Source organism: Mesorhizobium sp. M7A.F.Ca.MR.148.00.0.0 (assembly GCF_003997735.1).
Taxonomy (GTDB): Bacteria; Pseudomonadota; Alphaproteobacteria; order Rhizobiales; family Rhizobiaceae; genus Mesorhizobium.
In genome coordinates this window covers 1-7046 of the sequence record NZ_RZTB01000076.1, presented here as the reverse complement: position 1 = coordinate 7046, position 7046 = coordinate 1, and the positions used below count along the sequence as shown (strand labels likewise).

Annotated in this window: 8 protein-coding genes; 2 read left to right on the top strand and 6 right to left on the bottom strand. The window is 62.7% G+C overall.

All coding sequences use genetic code 11. The features are described from left to right. Positions 1-35 precede the first annotated feature (35 nt). On the bottom strand, positions 36-956 hold the full coding sequence (locus EOB49_RS23185; RefSeq protein WP_127268186.1) for an SMP-30/gluconolactonase/LRE family protein: 921 nt from the start codon (positions 954-956) through the stop codon (positions 36-38). Positions 957-1219: 263 nt separating this feature from the next. On the opposite strand from EOB49_RS23185, the gene EOB49_RS23180 reads away from it, so the two are divergent. After that, the gene (locus tag EOB49_RS23180) at positions 1220-1387 is read left to right on the top strand and encodes a hypothetical protein (protein WP_013528833.1); all 168 of its coding nucleotides are present in this window, start codon (positions 1220-1222) and stop codon (positions 1385-1387) included. 157 nt (positions 1388-1544) lie between these two features. On the opposite strand, the gene EOB49_RS23175 is transcribed toward EOB49_RS23180, so the two are convergent. From EOB49_RS23175 to ccmA, 5 genes are all read right to left on the bottom strand, one after another. Then, entirely contained in the window at positions 1545-2123 is a 579-nt protein-coding gene (locus EOB49_RS23175; RefSeq protein WP_127382333.1) for a DsbE family thiol:disulfide interchange protein, read from the bottom strand. Then, positions 2120-2287: a heme exporter protein CcmD gene (gene ccmD / locus EOB49_RS23170; protein WP_127268184.1), complete on the bottom strand. Its 168-nt coding sequence runs from the start codon at positions 2285-2287 to the stop codon at positions 2120-2122. Before ccmD ends, EOB49_RS23175 begins: the two co-directional genes overlap by 4 nt. Before the next feature lie 106 nt (positions 2288-2393). Then, on the bottom strand, positions 2394-2771 hold the full coding sequence (locus EOB49_RS23165; protein ID WP_206526130.1) for an Imm50 family immunity protein: 378 nt from the start codon (positions 2769-2771) through the stop codon (positions 2394-2396). Next, positions 2771-3436 carry a heme exporter protein CcmB gene (gene ccmB, locus EOB49_RS23160; protein ID WP_127320939.1) on the bottom strand — a complete coding sequence of 222 codons (666 nt, stop codon included), beginning with the start codon at positions 3434-3436 and terminating at the stop codon, positions 2771-2773. Before ccmB ends, EOB49_RS23165 begins: the two co-directional genes overlap by 1 nt. Positions 3437-3461: 25 nt before the next feature. Beyond that, positions 3462-4085 (bottom strand): heme ABC exporter ATP-binding protein CcmA, encoded by a 624-nt coding sequence (gene ccmA, locus EOB49_RS23155; RefSeq protein WP_127382331.1) that lies wholly within the window; start codon positions 4083-4085, stop codon positions 3462-3464. Between the two features lie 280 nt (positions 4086-4365). Here ccmA and acnA point away from each other — a divergent pair. Then, positions 4366-7046 (top strand): aconitate hydratase AcnA (gene acnA, locus EOB49_RS23150; RefSeq protein WP_127382330.1); only part of this gene is annotated, 2681 nt, incomplete at its 3' end.

The window sequence follows — 7046 nt, the reverse complement described above, 5'->3', positions numbered from 1 at the left end:
CCGCCAGTGCTCCAGTCTCAGCCAGTGCTCCAGTCTCAGTATGTCTTGGCGCCGTTGACCATCAGCCGCACCATGTAGAGCGACGTGGTGCCGGCGATATAGAGGCAATTCAGCTTGTTGCCGCCGAACACGCAGTTGGCGGTGACTTCCGGCACCTTGACCTTGCCGATCAGCGTGCCGTCCGGATCGTAGCAATGGATGCCGTCGGCGGCACTCGTCCAGATGCGGCCGTCCTCGTCGAGCCTGAAGCCGTCGAACAGGCCGGCCGTGCAGTCGGCAAAGATTTTCTCGCCCGAAACCTTCTTGCCGCCCTTGCCGACATTGAACACCCGCATATGTGCCGGATTCTGTGCGCCATGCGTGCGGCCGGTATCGACGACATAAAGCTTGCTCTCGTCGAGCGAGAAAGCCAGGCCGTTGGGCCGGACCATGTCGGTGATGACGGCTTCGACCTCGCCGGTGCCGGGATCGACCCGGTAGACATGACAGGCGCCGATTTCGCTCTCGGCCCTGTCGCCCTCATAATCCGTATCGATGCCGTAGCTCGGATCGGTGAACCAGATCGAGCCGTCGGATTTCACCACCGCGTCGTTGGGCGAATTCAGCCGCTTGCCCTTCCATTTGGACGCGATCGTGGTGACCGAGCCGTCGAACTCGGTGCGGCTGACACGGCGGCCCGAATGCTCGCAGGTGATCAGCCGGCCCTGCCGGTCGACGCTGTTGCCGTTCGAATTGCCGGACGGCTGGCGGAAGACGCTGACATTGCCGTCGGTCTCGTCATAGCGCAGCATGCGGTTGTTGGGGATGTCGGACCAGACGACATAGCGGCCGGCGGCGAACCAGGCCGGCCCCTCCGCCCACTGGCATCCGGTGAACAGCTTCTCGACCTGCGCGTTGCCGTTGAACAGGCGCGCGAAGCGCGGATCGAGAATTTCATAATAGTCTGCGGCCGCCATGCTTTTCCTCCCGGCATCAATGACACCCGGATCAAGCCAGCCGGAGGGACAGAAGGCAATGTGGGTACGCACAGTGTCATGCAAAAGATCGCTTGCCGGCTCTGCGCATGACGTTAGCGCCGTATTAACCGGCTATGCGTCCAGCGCAATGGTGCATTGCAACATCTTCTTTTTGCAATGCACCATTACTATGTCATGCTTCGTATCGATCAAGGGAGGAAGAAACCGCCGCCGAAACGCGGCGCCAAAAAAGGAACCTTGCTATGATCCTCGACAGTCTCATGACCCGCGCTCGCAACAGCATTGCCAAGCGCAAGCACTACAACCGCCTTGTCGCCGAAATCGACAGCTTTTCCAGCCGCGATCTGGCCGACATGCGCGCCGATCGCTCGGAAATGCTCTACCAGATCCACAAGCAGATCTACGGCTGATCTCGAGTCCGATAAGACGCACCGCCAAGGTGCGTTGAGATTCAGGTCAGGCCGAGACGAAAACGGTGGTTTCCGAGAACCGGAGCGGAGCGTACTTAAGTACGTGAGCACCGGAAGCGCAGGAAGCCGCCGTTTGCAGGCCGGCATCACCTGAATATCAACGTGCCGCCAGCGCCTTGTCGATCTGTGGCAGCAAGAGATCCCTCGCCGTCTCGGGCGTCAGCGGGCCGACATGCTTGTAGGCGATCTTGCCGTCCTTGCCGATGACGAAGGTCTCCGGCACGCCGTAGACGCCCCAGTCGATCGCCGCGCGGCCCGCTTCGTCGACCCCTATCGCCTGGAAGGGATTGCCGAGATCGCCGAGGAACCGGCGTGCATTTTCCGGCCGGTCCTTGTAGTTCAGCGCCGCCATGGTGAAACGCTTATCCTGCGACAGCGCCAGAAGCACCGGGTGCTCTTCGCGGCATGGCGCGCACCACGACGCGAAGACGTTGACCAATGTGACCTTGCCGGCGAAGGTTTTCGAATCGAGCCCCGGCAGGTTGGACCCCTCCAGCGCCGGCAGGCTGGTTTGCGGCGCCGGCAGGCCGATCAGGGCCGATGGCACTTCCGAAGCATCGCGCCCCGACAGCAGCTGCGACAGGAACAGTCCGGCCAGGCCGAGGAAGATCAGCAGCGGCAACAGCACGAACAGGCGACGAGTGCGTGGGGGCGGCGTTTCCGATTCGGTGCTCATGGCTTTGCCGCCTTGTCGGAGCGCCGCCGCACGCCGGATGCCTCCAGCTCGGCGAGTTCGCGCTTTCGGGCCCGCTGGTCGAGCAGGATCCAGCCGATCAATCCGGCCAGCACCACGGCGGTGATGCCATAGGCGGCGGTCACGTAAAGGGCGTGTGCGCTCATTTCCCGATTTCCGAGGCTTCTAAAGCGGATTTCATAACCGTACCGGCCGCATGTCGCAATGAACCACTTCTGCGGCAGATTTGCGGTTTGATATCTGGGATTGCCGTCACTGCGACAGCAGATAGCCAGATATGCCATGGATACGCATCCACCGGCTGGTCAGAGAGAGTCTGACAGCGCCCTCACAGGTGAGCAGGATTTTGCCTGCGTCATCCCACATCCTGATTGAACTGCGGCCATGGCTCTCGAACTTGCGCAGGCTGACCGACTCGACCGCGATGAATTCAAGTCCGAAGGATACCGCGTTGAACGCGCCCCATTTGGCAGGTGGCCGATAGGGAAGGATGGTCGAGATAAAGGACAGGTGCATGGTGGGACCCTCGCGATCCATCTTGGCCGAAATAACCTCGACGGACGAAAGATTTGGATAGTTGCCGTAGATGGTCTGGAGAAAGATCGGATTTTCAATACGCAGCGGCCACATCAATCCGTTCCATGCCGCAGCGCCAGCGCCGCCGAGACCGGGCCCAGCACGCCAAGAAACAGGGTCAGCGCGGCAAGAATGAGGAAGGGCTGCAGAAACGGATCGGGATTGGCGGTCGCCCCATAGCTCGCCGAAACACCGAAGATCAGCACCGGAATGGTCAGCGGCAGCACCAGTACCGAGATCAGCAGCCCGCCACGCGGCAGCGCCACTGCCACCGCAGCACCGGCGGCGCCGATGAAGGTGATCGCCGGCGTCCCGACCAGCAGCGTCAGCGCCGTGGCGCCGATGCCTAGCGGCTCCATGTTCATGAACAGGCCGAGCAAAGGAGCCGCGATGACCAGCGGCAGCACGCTCCCCGCCCAATGCGCCAGGCATTTCACCAGCACCGTCACGGCCAGCATATGGCGATCATTGCCGAGCACCAGGAGATCGAGCGAGCCGTCCTCGCGATCGGCCTGGAACAACCGGTCGAGCCCGAGCAGGCAGGACAGCAGCGCGCCGATCCACAGGATGGCCGGTCCGATGCGGGCCAGCAGCTTCAGGTCTGGCCCTACTCCGAACGGGATGGTGGCGATGACGGTGAGGAAGAAGATGACCCCGGTCAGCGCCCCGCCGCCGGCACGGATGTTGAGGCGGATGTCGCGGGCGAAGAGCGCTAGCATGGTATGAGATGCTCGCGCGCCGTCATCAATCCGTTCCCCCCATCCTCAACTCCGTCCCCTCGATCCCCAGCGGCAAATGCGTCGCCGCGACAATCATCCCTCCGCCTTTGCAATGCTTCGCCATCAACTCCGCAAACCGCGCCTCCGACGCCTTGTCCAGCCCCGCTGTCGGCTCATCCAGCAACCACAATGGCCGGTGGCTGGCCAGAAGTTTCGCGATCGCCGCGCGGCGGCGTTGCCCGGTCGACAGATAGCCGAACGGCAGGTGGCCGATGCCGCCGAGCCCGACCGTTTCCAGCGCCTCTTCGACGCCGAGCTGTCCGTCGCCATTGAAGTCGCGCCAGAAGCGTAGATTCTCAGTCACGCTGAGCGCCGGCTTCATCGCGTTCTGGTGGCCAAGGTAGTGACAGGCCGAGGCAACAGACGGAAACGCTTCGTCCCCGTCTTCAATCTTCATGGTACCCTCGATCCTCACGCTGCCTTGCGCCACCGGCAGCAGCCCGGCGATGACTCGCAGCAAGGTCGACTTGCCCGATCCGTTCGGCCCGGTGACGATGAGCGCCTGACCGTCCTCCAAGGCAAAATCGATGCCGGAAAACACCGCCTCACCGCCTCGCTCGCCGCCCAGATTTTCGGCGATCAGCCGCATTCCTCGCCTGCCCTGAAACCATGTGTCGCGGCCGCTGCCGCATCGCACAAATTTGCTTTCCAACTGTCTAGAACTATTCCAGAAAATTCTCTATATGCGGTGCATCCGTGCCAGCGGTCGGCACGGGAACAGAATTAGCGCCGAACCAGCGCACGCGCCGCCTTGAACGGCTCGGGTTGCTTGGGAACGGACAGCGGAAATGGCCGTACCCGCACCTTTGCGCGTGATTGCATGCCATCGGCGTCCGTTCCCTTTCAGGCTGAACAGACAAGGATCGCACGTGTCAAAATCCCTCGACAGTTTCAATTGCCGCCGCACGCTGACCGCAGGCGGCGCGGAGTATGCCTATTTCAACCTCATCGAGGCCGAGAAGAACGGCCTCACCGGCATCTCGCAGCTGCCCTATTCGATGAAGGTGCTGCTGGAAAACCTGCTGCGTAACGAAGACGGCCGCTCCGTCACCAAGGAATCGATCCAGGCGGTGGCCGGCTGGCTGACCGACAAGGGCACCGCCGGCGTCGAGATCGCCTATCGCCCGGCCCGCGTGCTGATGCAGGATTTCACCGGCGTTCCGGCCGTGGTCGACCTTGCCGCGATGCGCGACGCCATGGCCTCGCTCGGCGGCGATCCGCAGAAGATCAACCCGCTGGTGCCGGTCGACCTCGTCATCGACCATTCCGTCATCGTCGACGAATTCGGCACGCCGATGGCCTTCGCCCGCAATGTCGAGCTGGAATATGAGCGCAACGAGGAGCGCTACAAATTCCTGAAATGGGGCCAGCAGGCATTCCGCAACTTCCGCGTCGTGCCGCCCGGCACCGGCATCTGCCATCAGGTCAACCTCGAATATCTCGGCCAGGTGGTGTGGACCAACACCGAGGACGGCGAAACGACAGCCTATCCCGACACCTGCGTCGGCACCGATTCGCACACCACCATGATCAATGGCCTTGGCGTGCTCGGCTGGGGCGTCGGCGGCATCGAGGCCGAGGCGGCCATGCTCGGCCAGCCTGTCTCCATGCTTTTGCCTGAGGTGATCGGCTTCCGCCTCACCGGCAAGCTCAAAGAGGGCGTCACCGCCACCGACCTCGTGCTCACCGTCACCCAGATGCTGCGCAAGAAGGGCGTCGTCGGCAAGTTCGTCGAGTTCTTCGGGCCGGGCCTCTCCAACATGACGCTGGCCGACCGCGCCACCATCGGCAACATGGCGCCCGAATATGGCGCCACCTGCGGCTTCTTCCCCGTCGACTCGGAAACCATCCGCTACCTCACAATGTCCGGCCGCAGCGAGGACCGGATCGCGCTGGTCGAGGCCTATGCCAAAGCTCAAGGAATGTGGCGTGAGACCGGCTCGACCGATCCGGTGTTCACCGATCTGCTCGAGCTGGAACTTGGCTCCGTCGTGCCGTCGATGGCCGGACCCAAGCGGCCCGAGGGCCGCGTCGCCCTTGAAGGCATTCCGGAAGGTTTCGCCAAGGCGATGGAGACCGAATACAAGAAGGCCGCCGAAATCTCCAAGCGCTACGCAGTCGAAGGCACCGACCATGATCTCGGTCACGGCGATGTCGTCATTGCCGCCATCACTTCGTGCACCAACACCTCGAACCCGAGCGTGCTGATCGGCGCCGGCCTCCTGGCCCGCAACGCCAACCGCCTCGGTTTGAAGCAGAAGCCGTGGGTGAAGACCTCGCTGGCGCCGGGCAGCCAGGTGGTGGCCGAGTATCTGGAGAAATCCGGCCTGCAGAAGGAACTCGACCAGATCGGCTTCAACCTGGTCGGCTTCGGCTGCACCACCTGCATCGGCAATTCCGGCCCGCTGCCGGCGCCGATCTCGAAGACCATCAACGACAAGGGTTTGATCGCTACCGCGGTCTTGTCCGGCAACCGCAACTTCGAAGGCCGCGTCTCGCCCGACGTGCAGGCCAACTATCTGGCGTCGCCGCCGCTGGTCGTCGCGCACGCGCTGGCCGGCACCGTCACAAAGGACCTCACGACAGAGCCGCTCGGCGAGGACAAGAACGGCGAGCCGGTCTACCTCAAGGATATCTGGCCGAGCTCGGCCGAGATCCAGGAGTTCATCGAGAAGAACGTCACCCGCGAGCTGTTCGCCCGCAAATATGCCGATGTCTTCAAAGGCGACGAGTACTGGCAGAACGTCAAGGCGCCGGAAGGCCAGACCTATGCGTGGGACGACAACTCGACCTATGTGCAGAACCCGCCCTATTTCGCCGGCATGACGTCAGGTTTCGGCAAGATCGGCGACATCAAGGGCGCCCGCGTGCTCGGCCTGTTCGGCGACAAGATAACCACCGACCACATTTCGCCGGCCGGATCGATCAAGGCGGCCTCACCGGCCGGCAAATACCTCACCGACCACGGCGTCGGCGTCGCCGACTTCAACCAGTACGGCACGCGGCGCGGCAACCACGAGGTGATGATGCGCGGCACCTTCGCCAACATCCGTATCCGCAACCACATGCTGGGCGAGAATGGCCGCGAGGGCGGCTACACCATCCACTACCCGTCCAAGGAAGAGGAATCGATCTACGACGCGGCGATGGAATACAAAAGGGAAGGCGTGCCGCTGGTTGTCTTCGCCGGCGTCGAATACGGCAACGGCTCGTCGCGCGACTGGGCGGCCAAGGGAACCAATCTCCTTGGTGTCCGCGCGGTCATCGCCCAGTCCTTCGAGCGCATCCATCGCTCGAACCTGGTCGGCATGGGCGTCATTCCCTTCGTCTTCGAGGAAGGCACCTCATGGGCATCGCTCAACCTCAAGGGAGACGAGCTGGTCGAGATCGACGGCTTGAGCACCATCAAACCGCGCCAGACGATGATCGCCAAGGTCACCTATGGCGACGGCACGGTGAAGAACGTGCCGATCATCTGCCGCATCGATACGCTGGATGAGCTCGATTACTTCAAGAACGGCGGCATCCTGCAATACGTGCTGCGCGATCT

Bases quoted from the DNA above. Each gene is read 5' to 3' on its own strand.
- EOB49_RS23175 (WP_127382333.1), bottom strand. From the start codon at position 2,123: ATGAGCACCGAATCGGAAACGCCGCCCCCACGCACTCGTCGCCTGTTC.
- ccmD (WP_127268184.1), bottom strand. From the start codon at position 2,287: ATGAGCGCACACGCCCTTTACGTGACCGCCGCCTATGGCATCACCGCC.
- ccmB (WP_127320939.1), bottom strand. From the start codon at position 3,436: ATGCTAGCGCTCTTCGCCCGCGACATCCGCCTCAACATCCGTGCCGGC.
- ccmA (WP_127382331.1), bottom strand. From the start codon at position 4,085: ATGCGGCTGATCGCCGAAAATCTGGGCGGCGAGCGAGGCGGTGAGGCG.
- EOB49_RS23180 (WP_013528833.1), top strand. From the start codon at position 1,220: ATGATCCTCGACAGTCTCATGACCCGCGCTCGCAACAGCATTGCCAAG.
- EOB49_RS23185 (WP_127268186.1), bottom strand. From the start codon at position 956: ATGGCGGCCGCAGACTATTATGAAATTCTCGATCCGCGCTTCGCGCGC.
- EOB49_RS23165 (WP_206526130.1), bottom strand. From the start codon at position 2,771: ATGTGGCCGCTGCGTATTGAAAATCCGATCTTTCTCCAGACCATCTAC.